Source organism: Nocardia brevicatena NBRC 12119 (genome assembly GCF_000308495.1).
Lineage (GTDB): Bacteria > Actinomycetota > Actinomycetes > Mycobacteriales > Mycobacteriaceae > Nocardia > Nocardia brevicatena.
The window spans coordinates 1-24,297 of the sequence record NZ_BAFU01000242.1 but is presented as its reverse complement, the minus strand read 5'-3'; the positions used below and the strand labels follow the sequence as shown (position 1 = coordinate 24,297).

26 protein-coding genes are annotated in these 24,297 nt (G+C 66.9%); 15 read left to right on the top strand and 11 right to left on the bottom strand.

Annotated elements, in window-relative coordinates; all coding sequences use genetic code 11:
* Positions 1 to 47: 47 nt before the first annotated feature.
* Genes ON20_RS29395 through ON20_RS38280 form a run of 3 tightly spaced genes read left to right on the top strand, consistent with a single transcriptional unit; the run spans position 48 to position 2,232 of the window.
* Positions 48 to 368 carry an antibiotic biosynthesis monooxygenase family protein gene (locus tag ON20_RS29395; protein ID WP_083865444.1) on the top strand — a complete coding sequence of 107 codons (321 nt, stop codon included), beginning with the start codon at positions 48 to 50 and terminating at the stop codon, positions 366 to 368.
* Complete coding sequence (gene qcrB, locus ON20_RS29390; RefSeq protein ID WP_040841149.1) at positions 365 to 2,014, top strand: cytochrome bc1 complex cytochrome b subunit; 1,650 nt, start codon at positions 365 to 367, stop codon at positions 2,012 to 2,014. The genes ON20_RS29395 and qcrB overlap by 4 nt, the downstream gene beginning before the upstream one ends.
* Positions 2,011 to 2,232 carry a hypothetical protein gene (locus ON20_RS38280; RefSeq protein WP_218002688.1) on the top strand — a complete coding sequence of 74 codons (222 nt, stop codon included), beginning with the start codon at positions 2,011 to 2,013 and terminating at the stop codon, positions 2,230 to 2,232. The genes qcrB and ON20_RS38280 overlap by 4 nt, the downstream gene beginning before the upstream one ends.
* A 243-nt stretch (positions 2,233 to 2,475) precedes the next feature.
* Here ON20_RS38280 and sigJ read toward each other — a convergent pair whose 3' ends face one another.
* The 3 genes from sigJ to ON20_RS29375 all read right to left on the bottom strand — a co-directional run bounded on the left by sigJ (position 2,476) and on the right by ON20_RS29375 (position 5,064).
* Positions 2,476 to 3,366 carry an RNA polymerase sigma factor SigJ gene (sigJ, locus tag ON20_RS29385; protein ID WP_040841148.1) on the bottom strand — a complete coding sequence of 297 codons (891 nt, stop codon included), beginning with the start codon at positions 3,364 to 3,366 and terminating at the stop codon, positions 2,476 to 2,478.
* Positions 3,367 to 4,001: 635 nt separating this feature from the next.
* A complete protein-coding gene (locus ON20_RS29380; RefSeq protein ID WP_157229106.1) occupies positions 4,002 to 4,511 on the bottom strand; it encodes a hypothetical protein in 510 nt (169 codons plus the stop codon).
* A gap of 52 nt (positions 4,512 to 4,563) precedes the next feature.
* Positions 4,564 to 5,064: a DUF6973 domain-containing protein gene (locus tag ON20_RS29375; RefSeq protein ID WP_051163606.1), complete on the bottom strand. Its 501-nt coding sequence runs from the start codon at positions 5,062 to 5,064 to the stop codon at positions 4,564 to 4,566.
* A gap of 368 nt (positions 5,065 to 5,432) precedes the next feature.
* On the opposite strand from ON20_RS29375, the gene ON20_RS37040 reads away from it, so the two are divergent.
* Positions 5,433 to 5,861, top strand: coding sequence for a YbaB/EbfC family nucleoid-associated protein (locus ON20_RS37040; RefSeq protein ID WP_040841144.1), 429 nt, complete (start codon positions 5,433 to 5,435; stop codon positions 5,859 to 5,861).
* Positions 5,862 to 6,461: 600 nt separating this feature from the next.
* Here ON20_RS37040 and ON20_RS29360 read toward each other — a convergent pair.
* Both ON20_RS29360 and ON20_RS37700 read right to left on the bottom strand, forming a co-directional pair.
* A complete protein-coding gene (locus ON20_RS29360) occupies positions 6,462 to 6,974 on the bottom strand; it encodes a mycothiol transferase (protein ID WP_040841230.1) in 513 nt (170 codons plus the stop codon).
* Positions 6,975 to 7,114: 140 nt separating this feature from the next.
* Positions 7,115 to 7,480, bottom strand: a complete 366-nt coding sequence (locus ON20_RS37700; RefSeq protein ID WP_040841139.1) for a hypothetical protein — start codon at positions 7,478 to 7,480, stop codon at positions 7,115 to 7,117.
* 320 nt (positions 7,481 to 7,800) lie between these two features.
* On the opposite strand from ON20_RS37700, the gene ON20_RS29350 reads away from it, so the two are divergent.
* The 3 genes from ON20_RS29350 (at position 7,801) to ON20_RS29340 (ending at position 9,573) form a co-directional block, all read left to right on the top strand.
* Positions 7,801 to 8,217, top strand: a complete 417-nt coding sequence (locus ON20_RS29350) for a VOC family protein (RefSeq protein ID WP_040841137.1) — start codon at positions 7,801 to 7,803, stop codon at positions 8,215 to 8,217.
* A complete protein-coding gene (locus ON20_RS29345; protein ID WP_040841136.1) occupies positions 8,217 to 8,783 on the top strand; it encodes a TetR/AcrR family transcriptional regulator in 567 nt (188 codons plus the stop codon). Before ON20_RS29350 ends, ON20_RS29345 begins: the two co-directional genes overlap by 1 nt.
* A 136-nt stretch (positions 8,784 to 8,919) precedes the next feature.
* Positions 8,920 to 9,573, top strand: a complete 654-nt coding sequence (locus ON20_RS29340) for a Uma2 family endonuclease (RefSeq protein WP_040841134.1) — start codon at positions 8,920 to 8,922, stop codon at positions 9,571 to 9,573.
* Between the two features lie 90 nt (positions 9,574 to 9,663).
* On the opposite strand, the gene ON20_RS29335 is transcribed toward ON20_RS29340, so the two are convergent.
* Positions 9,664 to 10,335, bottom strand: coding sequence for a formylglycine-generating enzyme family protein (locus ON20_RS29335; RefSeq protein ID WP_040841228.1), 672 nt, complete (start codon positions 10,333 to 10,335; stop codon positions 9,664 to 9,666).
* Positions 10,336 to 11,443: 1,108 nt separating this feature from the next.
* Positions 11,444 to 12,340: a LysR family transcriptional regulator gene (locus tag ON20_RS29325; protein WP_040841130.1), complete on the bottom strand. Its 897-nt coding sequence runs from the start codon at positions 12,338 to 12,340 to the stop codon at positions 11,444 to 11,446.
* A 71-nt stretch (positions 12,341 to 12,411) separates the two neighbouring features.
* Between ON20_RS29325 and ON20_RS29320 the strand changes: the two genes are divergently transcribed.
* From ON20_RS29320 to ON20_RS29290, 7 genes are all read left to right on the top strand, one after another.
* Positions 12,412 to 13,461, top strand: coding sequence for an EamA family transporter (locus ON20_RS29320; RefSeq protein ID WP_083865438.1), 1,050 nt, complete (start codon positions 12,412 to 12,414; stop codon positions 13,459 to 13,461).
* Positions 13,462 to 13,555: 94 nt separating this feature from the next.
* Positions 13,556 to 14,347 (top strand): hypothetical protein, encoded by a 792-nt coding sequence (locus tag ON20_RS29315; protein WP_040841128.1) that lies wholly within the window; start codon positions 13,556 to 13,558, stop codon positions 14,345 to 14,347.
* Positions 14,344 to 15,432, top strand: coding sequence for a hypothetical protein (locus tag ON20_RS29310; protein WP_040841126.1), 1,089 nt, complete (start codon positions 14,344 to 14,346; stop codon positions 15,430 to 15,432). The genes ON20_RS29315 and ON20_RS29310 overlap by 4 nt, the downstream gene beginning before the upstream one ends.
* Positions 15,429 to 16,913 carry a hypothetical protein gene (locus ON20_RS29305; protein WP_040841124.1) on the top strand — a complete coding sequence of 495 codons (1,485 nt, stop codon included), beginning with the start codon at positions 15,429 to 15,431 and terminating at the stop codon, positions 16,911 to 16,913. Before ON20_RS29310 ends, ON20_RS29305 begins: the two co-directional genes overlap by 4 nt.
* A 61-nt stretch (positions 16,914 to 16,974) precedes the next feature.
* Entirely contained in the window at positions 16,975 to 18,282 is a 1,308-nt protein-coding gene (locus ON20_RS29300) for an AAA domain-containing protein (RefSeq protein ID WP_040841122.1), read from the top strand.
* A 120-nt stretch (positions 18,283 to 18,402) separates the two neighbouring features.
* Positions 18,403 to 18,660 (top strand): hypothetical protein, encoded by a 258-nt coding sequence (locus ON20_RS29295; RefSeq protein ID WP_040841120.1) that lies wholly within the window; start codon positions 18,403 to 18,405, stop codon positions 18,658 to 18,660.
* A 140-nt stretch (positions 18,661 to 18,800) separates the two neighbouring features.
* Complete coding sequence (locus ON20_RS29290) at positions 18,801 to 20,969, top strand: elongation factor G-like protein EF-G2 (protein ID WP_040841119.1); 2,169 nt, start codon at positions 18,801 to 18,803, stop codon at positions 20,967 to 20,969.
* Between the two features lie 35 nt (positions 20,970 to 21,004).
* On the opposite strand, the gene ON20_RS29285 is transcribed toward ON20_RS29290, so the two are convergent.
* Complete coding sequence (locus tag ON20_RS29285; protein WP_245547562.1) at positions 21,005 to 21,730, bottom strand: class I SAM-dependent methyltransferase; 726 nt, start codon at positions 21,728 to 21,730, stop codon at positions 21,005 to 21,007.
* Positions 21,731 to 21,787: 57 nt separating this feature from the next.
* Between ON20_RS29285 and ON20_RS33645 the strand changes: the two genes are divergently transcribed.
* Positions 21,788 to 22,390: a TetR/AcrR family transcriptional regulator gene (locus tag ON20_RS33645; protein WP_083865436.1), complete on the top strand. Its 603-nt coding sequence runs from the start codon at positions 21,788 to 21,790 to the stop codon at positions 22,388 to 22,390.
* Here ON20_RS33645 and ON20_RS29275 read toward each other — a convergent pair.
* The 3 genes from ON20_RS29275 to ON20_RS29265 form a co-directional block, all read right to left on the bottom strand.
* On the bottom strand, positions 22,350 to 22,565 hold the full coding sequence (locus ON20_RS29275) for a DUF4287 domain-containing protein (RefSeq protein WP_040841117.1): 216 nt from the start codon (positions 22,563 to 22,565) through the stop codon (positions 22,350 to 22,352). The genes ON20_RS33645 and ON20_RS29275 overlap by 41 nt on opposite strands.
* Before the next feature lie 326 nt (positions 22,566 to 22,891).
* Complete coding sequence (locus ON20_RS29270; RefSeq protein ID WP_040841115.1) at positions 22,892 to 23,299, bottom strand: type II toxin-antitoxin system VapC family toxin; 408 nt, start codon at positions 23,297 to 23,299, stop codon at positions 22,892 to 22,894.
* A complete protein-coding gene (locus ON20_RS29265) occupies positions 23,296 to 23,505 on the bottom strand; it encodes a hypothetical protein (protein WP_040841113.1) in 210 nt (69 codons plus the stop codon). Before ON20_RS29265 ends, ON20_RS29270 begins: the two co-directional genes overlap by 4 nt.
* Positions 23,506 to 24,297: the final 792 nt, after the last annotated feature.

Below are 24,297 nucleotides of genomic sequence, written 5' to 3'. Positions count from 1 at the left end.
AGGCGGCTCGATGGCATCGACAATCCATGACGACAAGGAGCAACACTGTGCCTGCCACTTTCATCAACATCATCGACGTCGATCCCACCGAGCAGCAGCAGCTGATCGAGGTTTTGACCGAGGGTACCGAGCAGGTGATCCGGCACCGTCCCGGGTTCGTCTCCGTCACCCTGCTGGCCGCGCTGGACGGTTCCAAGGTGCTCAATGTCGCACAGTGGGCCACGCCCGAAGACGCCAAGGCCACTCTGGGCGATCCGGCGGCACAGGCCTTCGCGAAGCGGATCGCCGATATCGGCGAGCCGAACGCGGGTGTCTACAAGCTGGTCGGTGAGTTCGCCGCTGTGGACTCGCAGGCCCGCGCTCGATGAGTGCCGGAGTACCGGCGAGCTCCGCCTCCCGTGTGGCGCAGGCCGCGCGGGAGGCGGACTCCCGCTATCACATGGCCGCGTTCGTGAAGCGCTCGATCAACAAGGTCTTTCCCACCCACTGGTCGTTCCTTCTGGGCGAGATCACCCTGTACTGCTTCATCATCCTGCTGCTGACAGGGGTGTATCTGACCCTGTACTTCGACCCGTCCATGAGCGAGGTCGTCTACGACGGCGCCTATCAGCCTCTGCGCGGTGTCACGATGTCGCGCGCCTACGAGTCCTCGTTGAACATTTCCTTCGAGGTGCGCGGTGGGCTGTTCGTGCGGCAGGTCCACCACTGGGCGGCGCTGCTGTTCGCCGCGTCGATGATCCTGCACATGCTGCGGATATTCTTCACCGGCGCGTTCCGCAAGCCACGCGAAGCAAACTGGATCATCGGTTCGACGCTGCTGATCCTGGCGATGTTCGAAGGATTCTTCGGCTACAGCCTGCCCGACGACCTGCTCTCGGGCACTGGTCTGCGTTCTCCGCTCGGCGGTATCACCATGAGCATCCCGGTCATCGGAACCTGGCTACACTGGCTGCTGTTCGGCGGCGAGTTCCCCGGCACCATCATCATCCCGCGTCTGTACATCGCTCATGTGCTGCTGATGCCGGGGCTGATGCTGGCACTGATCGTCGTGCACGTGGCCCTCGTCTGGTATCAGAAACACACCCAGTTCCCCGGACCGGGACGCGCGGAGAACAATGTGGTCGGCTCCCGCATCGTTCCTGTTTTCGCTGCAGACCAGGGCGCGTTCTTCGCGTTCACCCTCGGGACGGTTGCGCTCCTGGGTGGCCTGCTACAGATCAATCCAACCTGGAATCTCGGACCCTACAACCCTGCGCAGGTCTCGGCCGGGTCGCAGCCGGACTTCTACATGATGTGGACCGACGGTTTGGCGCGGCTCCTGCCCGCATGGGAGATCTACCTCGGCGGCTACACCATCCCCGCACCCTTCTGGGTCGCGGTCACGATGGGCTTGGTGTTCACCGTGATCTTCGTGTATCCCTCGATCGAGCGGCGACTGACCGGCGACAACGCCCACCACAACCTCCTGCAGCGGCCACGTGACGTCCCCGTGCGCACCGGCATTGGGGCAATGGCGATCGCGTTCTATCTGGTGCTCACCCTGTCCTGCGTCAACGACATCCTCGCGCTGAAATTCGACATCTCCCTCAACGCCCTCACCTGGGCCGGCCGTATCGGGCTCCTGGTCGCACCACCGCTGGCCTACTACGCGACCTACCGCTTCTGTCTTGGACTACAGCGAAGCGACCGCTCCGTCCTGGAGCACGGTATCGAGACCGGGATAATCAAACGGCTGCTGCACGGGGAATACATCGAGGTGCACCAGTCCTTGGGACGCGTCGATGAACACGGCCACCCCGTCCCACTCGAGTACGCGGGCGCATCGGTGCCGAAGAAGATGAACAAGCTCGGTGCCGCGGGATCACCGGGAATCGGCTCGTTCTTGCGCGCCGATCCTCCCGACGAGGCAGGTGAACTCACCCGCCACGCCCACCACGGCGAACAAGCCCAGCTCGCGGCGCTGCGCGCTGTTCAGGACCGTGCGGGCAACCAACCCGAGGACGCAATCCGATGACACGTCGTGACAGCGGATACGGCCTGCTGGTACCCGCCGCAACCGTCACCGACTACACAGTCGCACAGGGGATACGGGAACTATTGCGGGCCAATAACATCCGATCTACCGCAGGCCCCGCGCCGGCGGTCACGGCTTGGGGCGGCCACGTCGTTGTCCTGGTGTTCCCCGAGGATTCGCAGAGCGCATACAGGCTACTCTGTCAGCACACCCGCTAATGCCGCGTTCCTCGAAGGCGGTGGACGAATTGGCGGCGTAGAGTCCTGGGTTCGGGGATCGCTCGCCCCCGAACCCAGGGTTTGGCACGGACATCGAACACCGCGGTGGCGTGTACCATGTGGCCTGCTCGCCGGGAGATCGTCCTCGGGCACGAATCGCGCGCGAGTAGCCGAACCTGTCGGGTCCAGCTCAGCGAACCGAGATCCGGCTCCGCCCTTATGCCGCCACTTCCGTTGTGGCGTTTATTCCCATAGCTTCAGTTTGTCCGGGTTTCTCATAACCCAGATGTGATGAATGAGTCCGTCGATGACACCGAATGAGATGACGGCCAGCACACGGCCCTCGGCATACGCTACCAACCCCGGTTGCCCATTGACGGAGGTTTTTTCCAATCGCAGGTCTGGTTGTCGTTGGAATACGTCGATGAAGAAGAGTGCGACGGCCTCTCTGCCGTAAATCGGCTCGGCTGCGGCGGTGACCTTGCCGCCTCCGTCGGTGATCGCGGTGATGTCGGGGTTGAAAAGTGTCATCAGCACTCGGAGGTCTCGGGTTTGCCAGGCATGTTTGAAGCTGGTGGTAAGCGCTGAGCGCTCGGCCGTAGATGCCGACAACGGACGGTCGGCCTCCACACGCCGGCGGGCGGAAAACGCCAGCTGTCGACATGCGCCTGCGGAACGGCCCAGGATAGCGGAGATCTCGGTGAACGGGTACTGGAAGACATCGTGAAGGACGAACGCGACACGCTCCGCCGGTGTCATCGATTCCAGGATCAACAGCAGCGCCATTCCCACCGATTCGTCCAACGTCACACTGTCAGCGGGGTCCGGGTGTGCGGAGGCGTTGCTGTGCCATCGTCGTGTGTCCGGCAAGGGCTCTGGGAGCCACTGGCCTGTGTAGTGCTCTCGGCGAGCGCGCGCCGAACCCAGCATGTCCAGGCAGACCCTGCCGGTTGATTTCATCAGCCAGGCGATCGGTGACTGCACGGCATCACGTTGCTCCTCAGTGAGCCCATACCAGCGCAGATACGTTTCGCTGACGGCATCCTCGGCATCGGCCAGCGAGCCGAGAAGGCGGTAGGCCAGATCGACCAGTTTGCGCCTTTCGGCGACCAGTTCGCTTGGCTCGACCGACACTCACGCCTCCTTGTATCCGAGCCTCCACCTATATAGACGAAATCGAGCCACGGTTTGTCAGGTCTGTGCAGCCACCGAAGGGGCTGCTGTGCAATCGGGCGACAGTGATTATGCGGCCTGACCGACCACTGGGGCCATGATTGCCTCGTATTCGGGGGTCCCGGACGCCAAGGCGGGTTGCCACCGGTGGCGGTGGTGGTAGGTCCGTGTGGTCCGGCTCCCGATCGCGGTCCGCAGTCGTTCGCGGGTCTCCCACCGCTGCCGGTCGAGCATATCCGCGCTGCAGAAGACCGAAGAAGCTTTCTTTCCATCGCGGCATGGTCACCGACCGAACCGTTCATCGATGTTCTCTTCGGGTTCCTCCCGGCTGCGCGTGGGAAGACGCACCGCGTGCCACGCGGTCGCCCTTCCCCGGCAGGGCCGGACTCCGCGGTCGGCACAGAACGGTGGGATACGCGCACCGTGGCGGAGCTGGTTCGCCGCCTGACGGCACCGGCTCGCGACGGCCGCGACCCTATCGCCGGCCGTAACGCCCCGCACGGTTTCACCGCCTCACCGGCCCTGTTCGTCGACCGAACCGGTCACCTCCGGTCTTCCCCGCCCTCGGATCCCTGACGCCACATGCGGCGCGACTTTCACCGATCTCGGCCGAAATCCTCGATCCGCACATCCCACACGACTTCGGGCAGGTGGTTGATCGGGTTGACCTGCTCCTTCTGCACCGGAGTCACCACCGAATCCGGTGTGCCGTACCGTCCATCACCCACCGAGTAGCGCGGCGGCCAATCCGCCAAGGCATACACGACCTCCCCCTCGTTCGTGAACACCTGCACGAACGTGGAACCGGACCCACCGGAGACACCCTTCCACTCGACATCCACGCCCAGTGCCGCATTGAGCTCTTCGCCGTCACGCACCGAATCGAAGGCATACATCCGGTCCCAGGTCCGCACCGGCAGCCCCGCGCCCACGATCACATCCCCGAGCCGAATCGGCTGCCGCGTGTCGATGACATGTTGAAACGCGGCATTCAACGAATTATCGCCCTGCAGATCGACTTCCACGCTGTCGCCGAAGAGGTACCCGCACGAGGGGACCGTCACCAGCACCAGCCCGGCCAGGGCCGAGGCGAGCAATACGCGCAACGACCGACCGCCTCGAAACCGTGTCGACATCATCAACTCTCTTGCCATCCGATCATTTCGGTGACGGTTTGTTATCGGAAACCGGCGAGCCCGGAAGGAATGTCGCGTTCGCGTCGAGCACCGCCGAATCCACCGTCTGTCCGATCGGCACCTGGTTGGACCAACTCAACGTACGGTCCTGGTTGATGACCACGCCGTCACCCTTCTCCACCGCCTGTCCGGCCAGTTCTCGCAATTCTTCCGGGCTCGCATCGGGATTCCGCAGTGCGATATTGCGGCCGATCTCGTTGCTGTGCAGATCCATCGCCTCACGCACGGCCGCATTGTCCGGCCGACCCTCGTGCTTCGAGGCGTATTCCTGCGTCCACTCGGGCCCGAATTCCTGCGTCATCAACGCATTCCAGTACACGTGGCGGAACGCGTCGGTCTGGTCGTCCTGGTCCACATCACCCGGATACATATCCTTCGCGGTGTCCTCCGCCTCGACCATCATCCGATGGAAGCGGATCTTGTCGCCCATACTCAGCCGGTCCAGCATCTCCGCCTCGGCCACCCGTCACCGGCTTGGCCTTGTCCATCGCCTCCCCGAGGAACCCGAGCAGTCCCTCGTTCGGCCAGGTCACCATGCCGCCGGGATCGGCCTGCACCTGATACCTGTTGAGAATGGACTCCAACTCCGCCGCCGGCGGTATCGGCACCTCGGCGAACACCTTGTCGAGCGCATTCCGCGCCGACTCGATCTGCGGGATGAAGCCCTGTGTAGGCGCACCGTCCAGAGCAGTTCGAGACTGCCCCAAAGCCCCGATCATCCCCTCCACCGCAGGCGGATCGACATACAATTCGCTCACTGGATACCTCCCCGATATGGGCTGCTGGGCTAGCACGGCCCGCAGGCGGACAGCGGGGGAAAGCGAGCCGAGCATGCGACCCGACAGCGGGGATATCGATCCGATCAGCGGTCGGATGATGGCGGTCCAGCGCGCGCTCCTCACCGAAACGGCCACCACCGGACGGTACGGCGTATCCGTGCGGGTCCGGGCCGACGGAACAGTGGAATCCGTCGACATCGACCAGACCGTCACGCCGTATGGTGCCGAACTCGGCGCACTCATCGTCGAACTGGCGCGCGAGGCGCTGAACCAGGTTCGCGACAATGCGCGCGAACGGATCGAAGAACTCACCGCCGATCCGCGAATCCGGTCGGTGGTCGAGGCGCTCGGCGATGCGACCCAACGGCCTCGGCCCGCACCCGCTTCCACTCCTCGGTTCATCGATCCCGATGACGGGCTCACCGAGGAGGAGTTGACCGAACTCAACGAGCGACGGAACCGGAGCTTCTTCCAGTCTTGATGAGCGTCCAACCGTCCGGCGTTGATCAGCGGAAGTGATCCGACCCCGTGGTTCGGTCCGAGCGGTCCGATCCACGGCCCGTCGGTATCGCGACGGATAGCTGGGCGGTATCTCTCGAGGTCGGAGGATTGCTACCCGGCCAACCCTCGACTCTCGAAGGCCGGAACGACCAGAGGGGACCAGGCTACTCTCCGTCGGCTTCGACGAGAGCGCTCGAGAGATGAGTTGGGCCGGGTAGATTCGAATAATGTCCACAAACGCGGATCGAGGGCCCGTATTCGATGGTGTGAAGGTCGGCCGGCCGGCGACAGGTGCTCTACTCGACGCCGGGTACCGATCGATCGGCGACCTGCCGGGGCAACTCGAGGACCTTTTGCGTTTGCACGGTGTCGGTCCTCGAGCCATCCGACTGTTGGCTCAGGCTCGGCACAGCGACAACAGCTGAACGCAACCGATCGCATCGGCGGGAACCCGCACCGCCGGCAGACCGGCCACGTTGTCGCCGAGCACGCGGGCGGTGCCGAAACGGTGGGCAGATTTTCGGGAAGTTCGGCACGGAGCGGACACTCGAAGGTATCGACGGCGGTTTCGACCCCGCGCTCAGCGGCGGCGCAGCAATGCCCCCCGTATGAAGGCGGCCTGACCGGAATGCTGGGCGTCGTCATCGATGACGCTGACCAATCGCACACCGAGGGTGACCGGTGGATCCCACCGGGTGTCGACCACGCGCGGTAGATCGGCGTCGGTGAGCCCGGAAACGTACTCGACCGTCCGGGCGTGCACGGCGTCGTGGTAGCCGAGCAGCAGATCCGCCGGAACCGCACCGAGCCGGGCGACATCGTCCGAGTCGTGCCCGTATCCGGTGTCCGCGTCGTCGAGCGACAGATCGAAGCGCCGCGCCCAACCCTGCTCGGTCCACACCTGCTCGGCGCCGGCGACGTCGGCGACATGGTCGTCCTGCACCCGGGTCAGGTGCCACACCAGCCAGGCGATCGAATTGGACTCCGGATCGAGGCGCGCCGCGAGCTCGTCCTGCGTGAGCCCGGCGACCGCGCCGTGCACGCTCTCCTTGATCCGGCCGAACGCATCCGCCAACAGGTCAGCACTGGTCATGGTGTCATGCAAGCACATCGCGACCGGTGTTGACCGGACCGAGTACCGGGTTTCGAGAGTCGGCCGCGTCGAGTGGCCGGACAGGACCGCGAATACGGGGACGGGAAGAACAGGAGAATATGACCACGGGACGACGAGGATCACCCTCCGGCGGTCGGGAGATCCTCGGGTAACAAACCACTCGGCCGGCGGGAAGGCAGCACCTCCTGTGCCCTGGCCTCGAGCAATGTGGTGGCGATGTTCTCCAGTGCCTGTTCGAGCAGTATCCGGTCGGCCGGATGCGGAATCGCGAAACCATCCCCCATATCGCCGGCGTTCGCTCGTGCGCTATCGCGCAACGGCACCTCTTCAAGAAACCAGGCGACCAGGAATCCGACCAACGCGACCGGCACCACCGAACGGAAGACGTAATCGATGGCCGCCGCGTATGCGTCGACGATCGGAGCGACGAGTTGCGGTGGGAGGGTCCGCGGTGCTTCCGGATCGGCGGCCGCCGCGGCCGGCACACCGGGGACCCGGCCAGTGCGTCCGCCAGGCTCGATTCGAGCTCGTTGGAATACAGCGTGTCGAATACCGCGGTGCCGAACGCGCTGCCCAGAGTGCGGAAGGATGTGACACCGGAGGTGGCGGTGCCCATCTGGGCATAGGGGACGGTGTTCTGGACGACGATAACGAGTACCTGCATGGTCAGGCCGATACCGAGACCGAGGATCAGCATGTACAGCGATTCCGCCCAGGTGCCGGTGTGGCGGCCCATGGTCCACCCGGAGAAGACGGGCACGCTATTTCGATTCGGTACGTACTGTACTGTTTCAGTGTGACGACAATGCGCGATAGTTGGCCCGACACGCTGCGGGTGGCCCAGGTGCGGGTGGCCCGTCCCACCGATCGACTCGACGAGGTGGTGCGGTTCTACGTGGACGGGCTGGGCCTACGCGAGCTGTACCGGTTCGAGAACCACGCGGGCTACGACGGTGTGATGCTGGGACTGCCGGGCACGGACTACCACCTGGAGTTCACCCACCACGCCGACGGCAGTCCCGGTGACGCGCCCAGCAAGGAGAATCTGCTGGTGCTGTACTTCACCGAGGAGGCGCGGATGTACGACGCGGTACACCGGCTCGGCGAGTACGGCGCGGAACCGACACCGGTGGACAACCCCTTCTGGGCCGCACACGGGGGCCTGGCCTTCGCGGACCCCGACGGTTGGCTGGTCATGCTCGTACCACGGCCGGTGTTCTGATGGCCGGCCGCACCCGAGACGAGCGGATCGACGCCGCCGTCCTGACCGCCGCCCGGCAACTGCTCGACACAGGCGGATACGCCAACCTGTCCCTCGGGCAGGTCGCCGCCATGGCGGGCATCCACCGTCCGGCCATCTACCGGCGCTGGCCGTCGAAACGACACCTGGTGGTCGACGTGGTCGCCGACCTGCTCGGTGTAGCGCCGACACCGGATACCGGTGATCTGCGGGCCGACCTGACGGTGTCCCTGCGCGCCCTGGTCCGGGCGCTGCGCGACACCTGCCTGAGCCGGGTGCTGCCCGCGCTGGTCGCGGACCTGGCCGACGACCCGACACTGCGCGACCGGTTGCTGACCACCGTGTTCGAGCCCCGCCGCGCCACCACCGCCGCGGCCCTGCGCTCGGCGATGGCACGTGGCGAGGTCGATCCGGATATAAACCTGGATTTCGTACTCGACGCGGTCGCCGCGCCGATCTACTTTCGTGCGCTGTTTGGTCACCTGCCGTTGCACGACGAACTGGCCGACCAATCCGTCGACGCCGTACTGCGCATCATCACTCGATAAAGGCCCGCACGACCGCGCCGGCCACAGAAGGCGCGGCGTAGAACGGCCGCCAGAGATTTGCGTTCGGGCCGGTTGCTGCCCACCTGCCGGTATCCGACTCCTCTCGAAGCCCCGGTCCACGGCCTATCATGACGACATGCCCATGCCACGAATCGAGGAGTCGAACCTTCCCGAGCGAATGACCTGGGAGGAACTGGAACAACTGCCCGAGGAGATCGCCGAGCGGATCGAACTCTGGGACGGTCGCGTGGTGTGGGTGCGCCGTGGCCCCGCCGAGCATCAAATGTTCACCGTTCGTATGCGGAACGAGCTCGAACGCTGTGCCCGGAAAGCCATGTCGGAACGACCCGAGACCTGTTGGCGCGTCAATGTGGAAACCAACGTCTTTCTCGGTAGTAGCGGAAAGTCCGATTTCCTCACTCCGGACTTCCTGGTACATCAGTGTCTCGAGTCCCCCTACCAGGATGTCCGGGCCGCCGACACACTATTGGTGGGCGAGGTGTTGTCACCGTCGAACACGCAATCCGATATGGAAGCCAAGAAGAGTCGGTATGCGGGCGCCGGTATCCCCTGGTACTGGGAGGTCACGTTGGCACGTAATGCGAGCACGATTGCCGTGGTCCGCGCGTATGCGCTGGAAACCGGTCATGCCCGGTTGCCCGACGGTGTGCGGCCTTTGCATCCGGCCAACTACCTCATGGCCGGTGAGTGGATACCGGCCGACGAGAACGGTGTGCGAATCGATTTCCCGTTCCCGATCACCATCGACTGGTCGGACCTCGAATACTGATCACCGAGAAAACGGCATTGTCACGACCGTCGAAGATCCTGATCCGATCACCGGCGGCCGGTCGGGTTCCGAGCCGTTCGCCGGTCACGGTCATCCGTCGGAGGTCGTAGCCGGACCCGCCGCGGAGCGGGCGACACGAAATCCCACATCGTCGAGCCGGACCGCCGGATGACTGCGGCGTCGCACGGAGGCCCGGCAACTCCAGTGCTCGTCGAACCACCCACCGCCGCGGAGCACCCGATACGTGCCGTACACCTCGGCATCGTAGATCTCCCAGCACCAGTTCCATACGTTGCCCAGCATGTCGTACAGGCCCCAGGCATTGGGCCGCTTCCCGCCCACTTCGTGGGCCCGCCCTTCCGAATTCCCTCGGAACCAGGCGATCTCGTCGAGCGGGCCATAACGCGCGTCCGTGGTGCCGGCACGGCACGCGTGTTCCCATTCGGCCTCGGCCGGCAGTCGATACCCCCGCGACGACATATCCCATTCAACCGTTTCGAGGTCGGCGTCGATGCGATAGGCCGGCGCCAATCCCGCGTCTCGGGACAAGGCGTTGCAGAATCGCACCGCGTCCCACCACGACACGCTCTCGACGGGCAAACGGGCACCCTGGGAAGCGCTGGGCCGCAGGCCGGTGACCTGTTCGTACTGCTCCTGGGTGGCCGGAAACGCCGATATCCGACAGGGCCCGACCTCCACCGACCACCTGCGCTGGGTGCGCCGATCCGACAGGGTCACCGGGCCCGGCGGAATCGCGACCATCTCGATTTCCGAAGCAGCGTTCACAAGGGGCCGATGCTACCGATGGCGCCGGCGCGAGATCACCACACGCACAGCGGAGGCACCGTGATTGCCGGTGACAGGACGGTCGCTGACGGCAGCGGGCACCAGCGCGGTGCGGGCGGCACCGCCGGACGCGGGCGAGGGCCGGGCGAATCGGTGTCGTGGTCCGAGGAGTGGTCGGTCGGGTAATCGCCGCTGGGGATCGGGTATCCAGGATAGAGGGGGTGGCCGGGTTCGCCGGGATAGGTGGGGTAATAGTCCCGGTCCCCGGGGCTCGGTACCGGGAGGACGGGGCCGTGGCGGTCCGGAACGTGGGTGCTTACGCCGCTGTCCGGCCCGGCATCCGGCTGCGGGTTGTCCGCATCGGTATTCGAGTGCGGAGAACCGGAAGGACTGTCGGCGCTCGGGGCCGCGGGGCCGGGGTCGGTTCCCACTGATGGCGTCGAGCCGTGGTCCGCGCTCGACGCACCCGGATCTGTGGCCCCATCCGGGCTTCCGGCATCGGTTCCCGAGCTCGACATTCCCGCATCGGCTCCGGAGCTCGACGTCCCGGAATCGGTTCCGGCGCCGGAAGCGCCGGCGTCGGCTCCGCTCGAGGACCCGTCCGATATCGCTTGCCCCTGCGAGATCGCGGCGAGTGAGTCGCCGCCCGCGGCGATGGCATATCCCGCGGCGACGGCGGGGGTCAATGACAATGCCGTGACGAGTACCGCGCGATGTAACAGACGGATTCCATGGCGGTGGCGGCGAAAGCTGGTCATGGCGAACTCCTCGAGGTCCGGGCACGATGCCTCCCGACGACCGATTACACAATGAATAACGTACCGTTGAGTAGCGGTCCGGTCGATAACGTATCGCCATACATGGGAAGGTTATTGCCGCATAGGCACCGGTTCGCTCGCACGGTGAAGTCGCCGACTCGGCCCGAGCACCCACCCGGTCGATTCGCCAGAGCAGACGGAACACCCTCGCTCATGCGGGCACAGTGGGCATCGGACGGCCGGCGGTGACTCAGCCCGCGATACCACGGCAGATCCACCGGGCGAGGGCACGAGAGAGCGGTCGCGCCGAATCCCGTATCCGGCCACTATTCGCCGGCGAATCCCGCACCCACCCGGATGAACGCATCGAGCACCCGCTGTACCGCACGCCGCTCGGCACGGTCCGGGCGCAGGATCGCGAAGACGTGGCGCCCGATCGCCAAACCTGTCAACGGTCGGAGCACGACACCGCTTCCATGGGGTGTGGTGAAGCGTGGGAGGACGGCGACGTGGTCGCTGTCGGCGATCAGCGCCTCGACCAATCGGTTGTCCCGTACACGCTGCCGGATATCGAGGCGACACCCGGCTGTCTCCTCGACCGCCAGACGCACCGCATCGAACGGGTAGCCGGGCGGTACGCCGATCCACGGTTGGTCGGCCACGTCGGCGGCGGTCACCGCCGGTTGTGTGGCGAGAGGGTGGTGTTCGGCCATCGCGATATCGAGGGGTTCGCGGACCAGTTCGACGGTGATCAGGCCCGCGGTGCCCGACACGGTACGGGAGAGGCTGTGGCCGATGACGATGTCGTGGTCGGTCACCAGGCGCGGAAACTCCGCTTCGGCGATATCGAAATCGGCGCAGAGGAGGTCGATGGGGAGTGCGCCGAGGTCACGGAACACGCTCGGCAGCAGGAAGGTTGCCGCGCTGGGGAGTGCCGCGACGGTGACGGTGCCGGTGGGTTCGCCGCGGAAGTCGTCCCAGCTGGCCTGGGCGCGGGCCATCGTCTCGGCGAGGTCGCGACCGGCGGCGGCGAGGACGCGGCCCGCGTCGGTGAGGCGCAGGCCTCGGCCCACGGGTTCGGCCAGAGGTGTACCGAAAGCGCGTTCGGCGCTACGCAACTGCTGCGAGACCGCGGAGGGGGTGCGGTGGGTCGCGCGGGCCACTGCGGTGACGCTGCCGCGTTCGTCGAGGTCGCGGAGTAGCTCCAGGTGCCGCGGATCCATTAAGCCAACCTACAGTGATGGTGAAGGATATTTCGCTTGTCCTTCACGGTAGGCGGTCGGAGGATCGCGGTATGCCACACCGTCATCGTCTTCTCGCTGCGGCCGTCGCCGTTTCGTGGGGGCTGAACTTCATCGCCATCGACGCCTCGCTCGGCCAGTTTCCACCGTTTTTCCTGGTCGCCTTGCGGTTCGCGGTGCTCGCGATCCCGACGGTGTTGCTGGTGCCGCGGCCGCGGGTCGAAACGAAATGGCTGCTCGGCTACGGGCTGGGATTCGGGACACTTCAGTTCCTGTTCCTCTACTGGGGTCTGGCGGCCGGTATGCCGGTGGGTCTCGCATCGCTGGTGTTACAGGCGTCGGCGCCGTTCACGGTGATCCTGGGTGCGGTGCTGTTGCGCGACCGACTGCGCCCGCAGGCCGTCGCCGGAGTGCTGCTCGCCTGCGTGGGACTGGCGGTGGTGGGATGGCAGCGCGCCGAGGGGTCTGCCGCGCCGGCGCCATTTCTGCTGGTGCTCGCGGGAGCGTTCGCCTGGGCGGTGGGCAATCTGTGCAATGCGCGGGCGAAAGCACCGAACCCGCTGCATTTCACGTTGTGGATGTCGGTGGTGCCACCGGTTCCGATGCTCGCGCTCTCGCTGGTGATCGAGGGGCCGGAACGGATCGGGGCCTCGCTCACCGACTGGGACCGGCCGACCATGGGCCCGGCGTTGCTCGGACTCGCCTACACCGCGCTGATCGGGACCATCGCGGGGTCGGGGGCCTGGTCGTGGCTGATGGCGCGCCACCCGGCGGGGATGGTCGCACCGTTCTCGATGCTGGTGCCCGTGGTGGGGATGAGCGCCGCCTATGTGCTGCTCGACGAAACCGTGAGCGTTCCGGAATTGCTCGGCGGCGCGGCGGTGGTGGTCGGGGTCCTGGTCGCCACCGTCGTCCGCCCCAACCGGTCGGCCCATGGGCGCCGACAGGGACCACGGCCGGTCCACACAGAAGGAGCCGGATCGTTGAGGTATCAGGGAATGGACATCGCCTCTCCGGCGTCCGAGGGTCCTCGATATCGCCGCCCGGCGGTCACGGCGCCTCCCGGTGTTTCGGCCCGGAAGTCCGAGCGTGAACCCGGTTGAGCGATAACCGGTTCGTGACGAAGCGGCCCTGAGATATCCGGCATTTACTGGCATTTACTGGACTTTGCTGGAAGATGGCTCTACATTCACTCCCGTGACCGAGGCGGCCGAAGAGCTGGAGGAACGAATAGCCATCCTGCGCGCGGAAATCCGCCGCGCGGCCGCCGGCGGCGATCGGGCCGCGGCGCGGCGGCTGCGGGCCGACCTCCGTCGCACGGAAAGCGCCTGGGACACAGCGGTTCTCGGTGCGCCGAGCACGCCGGAACCCGATCCGGCACCCTCGGTGGTCCCGGTCCGCGAACATGTGCACCGCGCACTGACCCTGCTCGCGGTTCCCTCGGCACCGAAACTGGTGATGGCCGTGCACGAGGCGTTCTTCTCCGGCACACTCGTGCCCGCCCGACTCACCAGCCTCCGCCGCGACGAGGAACGCTCCTTCCGCGCCGCCCCCTACTCCCGTCCCTACTACATCTGTTCGGCCCTCACCACCGACCTGCTCGCCCCGGCCCGTGGGCTGCTCGCGGTGAGCACCTGGCCACTGTCGCAGCGTATGGTGGGCCCATTGAGTCCCCGGGTCGACCTGCTGACCTCGGCCATCCGCCTGGCCACCCACCTGGCCGGCGCGGCGCAGCCCTCACCCGCCGGCAGGCGCGTGCTGTGGCGGTTGGCCTCGTCCATCCCCGGCGCCACGGGTGGGGCGGAGAAACTCGATCCGGCCACGGTGATCGAGGCCGCGGAACGCGAACTCGACGTGCACAGATATGAAGACATACAGCAGCGGGAACAGGCCGCCCGACGCGCGGCCGACCAGCTCGACGACCCCGCCGCGCAACTGTTCGGTGTCCGGCTCGGCCTGGCCGGCCGGCGACGAAACGAGGCGATATGACCACTTTATCGGCGCAACTCGACCAACTGCGCGGTGCGGCGCCGACCACCCGACACAATGCCCGCACCATCGCGGCCCTGACGGCGAATCCCGGCTGCGCCCGCCGCGCGCTACTCGACGCGGCGGCGGTCGACAAGGCGGCGATCGCGCGGATACTCGGCTACCCACCGCAATTCGGTCAGTCGTCGTTCGCCATCACCCGCGGTAACGCCTTCGAGGCGATGGTGAAGGAGAACGGGTGCGCCGAATTGCTGGCGCTGCTGCGAGGAAAGCTGGGATTGACCATTCCCGAGGTCGGCTACCACGACCTCGCGACGGTCGGCGACAATACGAGCAATTCGGTGCGGTATCAGCGCACCAAACAACTGCTGGGACATGCGATCGCCTCCGGGGAGGGCACCCTCTTCGACCATCCGATGCTGCGCTTGGAGATCGCCGGGGCCCCCGCCTATCTGGAGCCGGACGTAGTGGCGCTGCAGATCGACGGGCAGTTCCACGTGGTGGAGATCAAATCGTTCCCGGTGGTCGACGGACAGGCCGATCCGGCGCAGGTCGCGGCCGCGGCCCGGCAGTCGGCGGTGTATGTGCTGGCGCTGCGGGAGATGATGCGCGAGCTGGGTGAGAACCCCGACCGGCTGGTGTCGCACCACGCGATCCTGGTGTGCGCCAAGGACTTCACGAACCGCCCCACGGCCGAGAAGGTGGACCTGCGCAAACAGTTGGCGGCGATCTCCCGGCAACTGTCGCGGCTCACCTCCATCAGCGAACTGATCGACCTGGTACCGGAATGGGGTTCGTTCGAACCCGGGCAGCGGCTGTCGGAAACCCTCGCCGTAATCCCGTCCCGGTACGCGCCGGAATGTATGTCCGGCTGCGAACTGGCGTTCGCGTGTCGGGCCGAGGCGCGGGCCTGCGGATCGGTGGACAGTCTCGGACGCGGTATCTGCGACGACCTCGGCGGAATCGAGCACATCGACACCGTGCTCGGCCTGGCCGACGGAACGCTGTCGCCCGCACCGGAACACGCGGATATCGCCGAGGTTCTGCGCACCGCGCACCGGCTGCGGGTGGAGATCACCGGATGAGTGTGCTGACCGCGCTGGCCAGAGTGGAGGCGGTGCGGGCGCAGCGCGCGCAGCCGCTCGCCGATTTCCGGCACTACCACCTGTCCGAACGGCCGTTGGTGCTGGTACCGCTGCGATTGGCCGGGGAGTCGGCGGCGCCGCTGGCGATCATGGTCGGCTCCGCGCCCGACGATGCCACCGTGCTCATAGTGGCGCAACCCCGCGACCGGGTACTGCGGTTGCGGTTCATCGGGGAACTGGCCGATCTGGTGTTGCCGTATATCGCCTCTCGGTGCACGGCGACCGAGGAGACGACCTCGAAGAAGACCGAGGAGACCTGGCCGCTGTTCCTCGACGCGCCGCAACTGCTGGTGCCCAACCCGGGTGGGGTGGAATTCCTGCGCATGCTGGGACGTTCGGTGCGGTTCCATCGCGCCGACGGTCCGAACGCGGTGCCGGAAACGCTACCGCTGCTGGGCCGGTGGCTCACCTGGTTCGCCGAACGCGCCGAACATCCCGGGTCGAACGTGCTGCTGCCGATGACCTCCGTGCTGTCGGCGCACTGGGCGTCGGGGCAGTCGTCCCTGGAGGACGGGAACCTGGCCGCGCTGCTCGGGTGGATAGATCCGCCCGACGGGCTCACCGGACCGCAGGCCGCGGCGCTCGCCGAGGACCCGTTGCGGTCCCCGCCCGCGGGGCCGGCCACCGACCCCGGATTCGACAACGAAGAACTCGCCCCGCTGATCGCCGCCTACGACAATGCCGGTGACAAACGGGCGGTGACCGTCGCGATGGAACGGCTGGAGCGGGCGCTGCGCGGCCAGCTCGAACCGACCTGGCGGCTCATGTGGCGGGCGGTGCGGTTGCTGCGGGCACTGCCGGAGGGGGCGAGCGTGGAGCGGCGGTGGGGCAAGGACCGGTCCGCGTTCTCGTGGTTCGCCGCCTCGATCCCGGAGGGGCTGCCGCAGGCGCGCCGCGATTCGGCGGTATCGGCGGTGCGGCGGTTGCTCAACCGGGAACGCGCGCTCGACGCCTTCCAGGCCGAACGGGCCTTCGACGATCCGCGGGTACTCCTCGAACACCGGCTCACCGGCGAGGCGTTCCGGGGAACGGTTCTCGACAGCGACCCGACCCGGACCGGCACCACCGAGAAGGGACGCAGCGTCCTGCGGCCACTCATCCGGGTGCGGACCACCGATCCGTTCCGGGCCGCGGTGGACGAGGAACTGCACAGTATCGAACGCCCCAAACAGAAGGGGAAGGTCATCGCCGTCGACGACGACGCGCTCCTGCTGGAACTCTCCGGCGGTATGGGCCGGGGGCGCACGCCGCCGCCCGGTACCGTCCCGGACATGGGCGATACGGTCGGCTTCGCCCGCTTCTCCCCCAGCGCGTCCTTCGCCCCGACCAAACTGCCGGAGCCCGAGGAAACCCCGTGGACGCACGGCGGGCCGCCACCTGAGTGGACACCGGAGGCCGAGTTCGAGGAGGAGTGGTCGTGACGGCACCCGGCGAACCTCCGGCCGCGCCGACATCCGTTCCCGTTACCGCCGAGGAGCGGTCGTGACGACAGCCGACGAAACCGTCCGCAATATCCTCGCCGACCTCCGCGACCCGACGCATCGGGCCATGGTCGTCGATTCCCCGCCCGGCGCGGGGAAATCCACGCTGGTCGTGCGCGCGGCCCGGCAGCTCGCCGAGGACGGCGAACAGCGCATGATCGTCGCGCAGACCAACGAACAGGTCGACGACCTCATCGAACGCCTCGCCGGCGCGGATCCGGGCCTGCGCATCGGCCGACTCTCCGGCAGCGGGTATATCCCCAGCGACCGGGTGCTGCGGCCGAACGTCCGGATCTCCGGCCGCACCGCCGATCTTACCGACCGCGCTCTCGTGATCGGCACGGCCGCGAAATGGGCGACCATCGACGACGGCACCTGGTCGTGGGCGATCATCGACGAGGCGTACCAGATGCGCTCGGATATGTTGCTGCGCATCGCGAACCGGTTCGACCGCGGTCTGTTCGTGGGCGATCCCGGGCAGCTCGACCCCTTCGCCACCGTCGATATCGAACGCTGGGCCGGGCTGAGTTGGGATCCCACCATGAGCGCGGTCGCCGTCATGCTCGCCAACAATCCCGAGATCGTGCCGCACCGGCTCCCGGTGTCGTGGCGGCTGCCCCCGAGCGCCGCGGCCGTGGTGTCGGCGGCGTTCTATCCGTTCGCCCCGTTCCGCCCCGGCACCGAGCCCGGGCAGCGGCGTCTGGAGTTCGCAACCCGGGGGCTGCGCGGCCCGGTGGACAATGTGCTCGACGAAGCGGCCGCATGCGGGTGGGGCTGGTACGAACTTCCCGCGCGGCATACGCTGCGCACCGACAGCGAGGCCGTCGCCGCCATCGCGGCCGTGGTCCGTCGACTTCTCGAGCGCGGCGCCACCGCCTACTCCGAGCACGGGGAACGCCCGGTTACCGCCGCACGTGTCGCCGTCGGCACCGCACACCGCGATCAGGCCGAAGCAGTTCGCACCGCCCTACGCGGCACCCCCGCCGAAACGGTCACCGTGGACACCGCCAACCGGCTGCAGGGGCGCGAATACGACGTCACTATTGTCCTGCATCCACTGTCGGGACGCCGCGACGCCGGCGCCTTCCACCTCGAGGCGGGCCGCCTGTGTGTTCTCATATCACGGCATCGACACGCCTGTATCGTCGTCGGCCGGCAGGGGATTCCCGAACTGCTCGACGCGCACCCGTCGGCAGAACCGGTACACCTGGGGGTGCCGGTGAAGTTCCCGGATGGCTGGGAGTCCAATCAGGCGGTGCTCGACCATCTCGCCGTGCACCGCGTTTCCGCCGCGACACATCGGTTTTGACCGGGCGCGCGGCCGAACCCTCGCCGGAGCCTCCTACGGTCGGCAGCCGGTGCGGACGCACTCGCTCGTCGGAGGCGACCACCGCTTCGATGTCCCATAACCCCTTTTGACAGGAGCCACATGAGGTCATTCGCCACGCTGGGCACCGCCGCCTTGGCCGCGGCGGCATTCGCCCTGATCGCCCCCACCCATACGGCCGCCGCCCAACCGTCGGGCTGCCACCCGTCCTACGATCCGTGCGTTCCGATAACCAGCGATGTGGACTGCGAAGGCGGCAGCGGAAACGGCCCGGCCTATACAGGGCGAGTACGGGTCATCGGACCGGACGAATACGACCTCGACCGCGACGGAAACGGAATCGGCTGCGAAAGCAGTTAGGGCGGCCCCCATGTCTTGGGCGGTTCGCCGAACCTGTCCGAGACGGAATACCCCATGCGGCCGCTTTCGCTGTGGACGTGCCCCCACCTGCGGTGGGAAGCTCGAAGAAACCGCGTGTCAAACCCGAGGGAGCGTGCGACATGGTGGATCGGACGAATGGGGCGGAGCGACCGGAGCGCATCCGGAACGTGGCGTTGGTGGGCAGCAGTGGGGCGGGGAAGACGACACTGGTGGAGGCGCTGGCGTTGACGACGGGGACGGTGAACCGGGCCGGGCGGGTGGAGGACGGGACATCACTGTCGGACTACGACGAGATCGAGCGGCGACAACACAGATCCGTGCAGGTGGCGGTGGTCCCGGTGATGTGGGACGGAGTGAAGGTCAACCTGGTCGACACGCCCGGATGCCCCGACTTCGTGGGCGAGCTGCGGGCCGGATTGCGGGCCGCGGACGCGGCGCTGTTCGTGGTGTCGGCGGCCGACGGGGTGGAAGGCGTGGCGGGGGCGACCCGGGAACTGTGGGCCGAATGCGCGCGGGTGGGGATGCCCCGGGCGATCGTGATGACACATCTGGACACGGCGCGGGCCGAGTACGCGGAACTGGTGCAGACCTGTCAGGCACTGCTGACGGACGGGGCGACCGATACGGTGCTGCCGCTGCATCTGCCGGTCTACGGGGAGAAGAGTCCGGACGGTCATCGTCCGGCGGTGGGACTGCTGGAACTGCTCGAGCAGCGGGTCGCGGACTATCGCGACGGGAAACGGGCGCGGACCGCACCGTCCGCGGAGGATCTCGCGGTGATCGAACCGGCCCGCAACCGGCTGATCGAGGCGATCATCGCCGAGAGCGAAGACGAGACACTGATGGACCGCTACCTCGACGGTGAATCCATCGAACTCACCACCCTGGTCCAGGACCTGGAGCGGGCGGTGGCGCGGGGCAGTTTCCACCCGGTGCTGTTCGCGGCGCCGGCCGCCGAGGACGCGGAGCAGGGACTGGGCACGCTCGAACTGCTGGAACTGGTCACCGCCGGGTTTCCCACACCGGTCGAACACCCGCTGTCGGCGGTGCCGCTGGGCGACGGCGCCGCACCCGCCCCACTGCGCTGCGATCCGACGGGGGAGCTGGCCGCGGAGGTCATCCGGACCACATCGCACCCGTACGTGGGGCGGGTATCGCTGGTACGGGTGTACTCCGGCACCCTGCACGCCGACGACACCGTGCACGTCTGCGGGCACGCCGTCGGACATGAGCACGACGCCGACGACCGGGTCGGCGGAATCACCTCCCCGGTCGGAAAACAGCAGCGGACACTGAGCGAGGCCGTCGCCGGGGATATCGCGTTCGTGAGCAAACTCGGTCACGCGGAAACCGGCGACACCCTGTCCGGCACCGGGAAACCGCTGCTGATCGAACCGTGGCAGCTGCCCGAGCCCCTGCTGCCCGTGGCGATCCGGGCGCACGGGAAGGCCGATGAGGACAAACTCTCCCAAAGCCTGACCCGGCTCGTCGCCGAAGACCCGACACTGCGGCTGGAACACAACGAGCACACCCATCAACTGGTGCTGTGGTGCCTGGGGGAAGCCCACCGGGATGTGGCGCTGGAACGGTTGCGCGGGCGGTTCGGGGTGCAGGTGGACGGGGAATCGCACCGGGTGGCGTTGCGGGAGACGCTCGCCGCGGCGGCCGAGGGGCGCGGCAGGCATGTGAAACAGTCCGGCGGGCACGGACAGTACGCGGTATGCCAGATCGAGGTGGAACCGCTGCCGGAAGGGGCCGGAATCGAATTCGTCGACCGGGTGGTCGGCGGGGCGGTGCCGCGGCAGTTCATCGGGTCGGTGGAGAAAGGGGTCCGCGCGCAGGCGGCGCGCGGCGTCACACCCGGCTATCCGCTGGTGGATGTGCGGGTGACACTGGTGGACGGGAAGGCGCATTCGGTGGACTCCTCCGACGCCGCCTTCCAAACCGCGGGCGCGCTCGCCCTCCGGGACGCGGCGACCACGGCCGGAACGCGGCTGCTCGAACCGGTCGCCGCGGTGCGGGTCACCGTCCTCGACGAGCATCTGGGCGCCGTCCTCGGCGACCTGTCCACCCGACGCGGCCGCATCCTCGGCACCGAACCGGCGGACGCCGGCCGCACCCATATCCGCGCCGAGGTACCCGAACTCGAGTTGAGCAGGTATGTCATGGATCTTCGCTCGCTCACCCACGGCGCGGGATCGTTCGCCCGCGGATACCTACGCCACGAACCGATGCCCGCCACCGTCGCCGAACGGGCACGCAAGGAGAGCGCCGAGGCGTTGACCTGAACCGGCCGCGGTCCGAACCGTGCCCTACCCGGACCTCACCCCTGGGACGGCTTGGTCGCCGTCGATATCCCGGTCATATAGCGGCTGCGGGTGTATTCGGGTTCGGTGAAGCCGAGCGCGCGCAGGGCCTGCGTGTAGCGGCGGATATCGACCGCGTCGAAGGGATCGCCCGCGTCCCCGTGCCGATGCCCGCCGCGAGTGAACAGCATGCGCATCCACGTGGTGGGGTAGGCGTCGGCGAGCAGCAGCCGTCCACCCGGGCGCAGCACCCGCCACATCTCGACGAGGGCCGCCTCCCGATGCGGCTCGGGAATATGATGCATGACAAAAGTGCAGGTCACCACGTCGAAGGCAGCGTCGGGAAACGGCAGGTCCTGCGCCGGGGCCTGGATGTACCGGTGATTCGGCCGGTGGTCGCGACAACTGTTGTAGGCCACCGCCGACGCGGACGGGTCGACACCGACCGCGCTGCCCCGCGATCCGACCCGCGCGCCCAGTGCTCGCACGAGTTTGCCGGGGCCACAGCCGATATCGACGGCGTCGTCGCCGGGTCGCGCCCCGCTCGCCCGCACCAGCTCGTCGAGGAGCAGACGGTGCCGGCCGATGAAGAACACGGTGGTGAACAGGTTGTAGCGCCGCATCCCCTCGATGACGAGACCGGTATCGGCGTGGTCGACGAACATGGGGGTGCGAGCCGATCGAATAGCAGTCATGGCTTCATAGTCGGCGGCCCGCCCGACGTCGACCAGAATCAAAACCACCGAAACCGTCCGTTTCCGAACAGGTCCGCCGAAACTGTCCACCGACGAAAGACACCGATGACCGTCCCCGACCGCCGGATCCGCCGCACCCGAGACGCCCTCCACCTGGCATTGATCGAACTGATGATGGAACGCGGCTACGAGCGCGTCACCGTCAGTGATATCATCGCCCGCGCCGATGTCGGCCGCTCCACCTTCTACGCCCACTACCGGGACAAGGACGATCTGCTGGTGGTGAGCTGCACCGAATTCCTGCGCCGCGAGATCGCCGACTCCCCGGACCGTTCCCTACTGGCCCCCGTACGGGTCATGATCGGCCTGGCCGCCGGCTACCCCGACGTCTACCAGGCCCTGGTCGGCCCCAAGAGCAGCGCCACCGCCCTACGCGGCTACCGGCGTAGTGTCGCCACCATCCTCGAAGAACATCTCACCGACCGGCTCCGGATACCGGCCGACGAACTCGCCGACACCGTCGCCGTCCTGTCGTGGGCCTTGATCGGCGTCCTCGGCACGGTCCTCGACCGCACCGCCCCCACCTCACCGGCCGTCGCGTGGCGCCGCTTCGAAGCCTTCTGCCGCACCGGCCTCGGACCGGCCCTCGCAACAGCCGAAGACCCGCTCAGGCGCCCCACTTCTCCGGATGCAGATAGTGCTGGGTGATGGCGTTCGCATGCCCGTGGCCGAACCCGTGCTCACGCTTCAGCCACTCCACCAGATCTTTGTGCCCGGTCAGACCGGACTCGGCCATGGCGGTCTTCCATTCCGCGATCGACCGCCCGTACTTGGCCTCGATGGACGGAAAGTAGGACGCGGGTCCCTGCGGCTTGGTCGCCATGATCGTTCTCCTTGCTCCTGCGTTACTCCTCATGATGACGGAGCGAAGACCACACATTCATCGGCGCCCCGCGTCGGTCCGCAACGAACTCGGATACGTAAAGGCCGAAGCCCCACCCGTGTGAGACAGGCGGGGCTTCGAGGGCTACACGTGCCCTATCGGCTTACACGTCGAAGTACAGCTCGGACTGCTATCAGGGCGTTTGTCATGGTGAGTCGTGTTGGCGTAGTTGCCTGACCTGCGGATTCTCTATTGGTGGCGTTGGCCGATCATGGCCGCGTACGACGCTGCTGCGTACTCTCTGCGTACCCGGTCCGTCTGATCGGTCACGGTACGAGCAGCAGCTGCCCCGCTGTCGACCGGACGATGGAGAAGTGTTTACGGTCGAGCGTGGCAACAGCCGTGATCGGGAACCGCTCGGCCACGGCGATGACGGATGCATCCACGGTGCCGAGGGGGAGGTCGGCGTACTTGTCCAGGAGTTCACATATCCGTTCGAGGTCGGCGCTCGTCATGTCCACGATCGTGAACAACCCTTTCGCCACATCGTGGACGAACTGGCGCTCGGTGACCGTGCCGCGACGGCTTTCGAGCAGAAGACAGACCTCCGTGAACACGGGCGCGGGAACGAGCAGCGGCCCGGGCGCATTCTCCAGCAACTCCCGGCATTCGGCGTGGCGATTGTCCCGATTGTTCATCAGGGCCACGAGCGGCCCTGTATCCACGACGATCACTCAGCCACGTTCCGGTCGAGTTCTTCCCGAACGATGTCCTTCGCCCGCTCCGCCAGGTCGGGTTCCGCGCTGAGCGTGCCGGCGCAACTGAACTCCCGACGAGCCACCGGCCGCACAAATTGGCGAAGCAACGCCGTTGCCGCCGGTATCTGTTCCTCGGGCACGGCCTCAGCCAGCCGGAGAAGTTCCTCGTGAGTCGCGCTCATGAATCCAGTGTATGCCGAGCGGACAGAACCGCCTCTTGGCCAGGTACGCGACCACGACCAGTGGCCGAGAATCAAGCCGTTGAAACGGCCAAAAGTACTCACCGAAGGGCCGGAAAGTGCGGACTGGTGGAGGTGGAACGGAATCCGGCCGAGCAGTGCACACCCGTTTCCTCCACCCACCAGCGGTTTTGTTCGTATGGCCTTGCCTGCACAGGGTCACTCCACCCACCCCGCGGGCAGGCTTACACGTCGAAGCACAGCTCGAACTATCTGCTGGTCGTTTGCAGCCGTTTGGAATCGTTGACTCAGTGTTCCTACCAGCACGTTCGAACGCTGGCACCGTTGGTCAGAGTGGGGGGATGCACTGCGGACGGATTGCGGACGGCCGAGAGCGATCTACCGAGTCTCCTCGAGCTGTTCAGACTCGTCGTGGTCCGGCAGGCCGAGTGAGCCGTATCGGACTGCGCGAGGTGATCGTTTCTCAAGCGAGCGTGTGCGCCTCACATACCAAGGGATGGAGGCTACCGGCGCGACTCCTGGAGGGAAGAGCTCCTCGGCACCCATGTCTGCCAGTCGGAAGCGCTGCGTTCGGCGGAACCACCTCCGGGGCGATGGCGACCAGCTGACGATGATGGCCTCGTCACCACGAATCGGCGGTCCCTCAGCAGCAACGAGTAGATGGATCACCTCACCTGATTTGGCGACCGGGATTCGGTAGGTCCAATGCCGTCGCTGGTCCGGGAAGAGCTCTTGAGCCCGGACGCCCACATCGCACTTCGATCCAAACACTCG